This is a genomic window from Bradyrhizobium sp. WYCCWR 13022 (genome assembly GCF_030435535.1).
Taxonomy (GTDB): domain Bacteria; phylum Pseudomonadota; class Alphaproteobacteria; order Rhizobiales; family Xanthobacteraceae; genus Bradyrhizobium.
Window position 1 is genome coordinate 1 of the sequence record NZ_JAUIZJ010000051.1, and the last position, 594, is coordinate 594.

Annotated in this window: 1 protein-coding gene; it reads right to left on the minus strand. The window is 62.8% G+C overall.

All coding sequences use genetic code 11. The features are described 5' to 3' along the window. Nucleotides 1-290, minus strand: a 290-nt coding sequence (locus QY049_RS38860; protein WP_301270732.1) for a DUF736 domain-containing protein, incomplete at its 3' end; no start/stop codon positions are given. Nucleotides 291-594: the final 304 nt, after the last annotated feature.

A 594-nucleotide genomic window follows, 5' to 3' on the forward strand; every position in this document is an offset into this window, starting at 1 on the left:
AGCAGGTTGTAGCCCTCGCCACCTTCGTCGTCGAACAGGCTCGCGTAGATCGGCGCGTTGAAGGAGGGATCGTCAAGCTTGATCGAGAGGTAGTCGCGGCCCTCTTCGGAGCGCTTCGACCAGGCTGCGCCGATCTCGGCCCGACCCACATAGATGCGGTGGCTGGGCGCGTTCTCGTTGGAGCGGTTGGTCTCGGCGACGATGCGGACGCCCCTAGCCTGCAAGCTCAGCGTGACGATCTCGCCCTGGAAATCATTGCCGACCTTCTTGAAAGTTCCGATATTAGCCATCTTGCTTCTCCGTTGTGTTTCGAGCCCGCGACCACCGCGGCCTCGATGGCGATCTCAAGGGCGAGGACGATCGGCGACGCACCCGCTCGCGGGCTGAAGCGCAGCGGAGGACGCCGTTGAAGAGACTTTCTTGTCTCGCGAGGAATGGGCGTGAGCCCAGGGGAAGAAAGTCGCAGCAACGGCGTTGCGGCTCAGCCGATCGAGGCGCAGCCGGTCTTCGGCCAGATCGAGCCATCAAAGAGGCCTCGTGCGTCCGCGTGCTGAACCTCAAACCCGGGGAGAAGCTTGGCGAATTTCGGTTCCT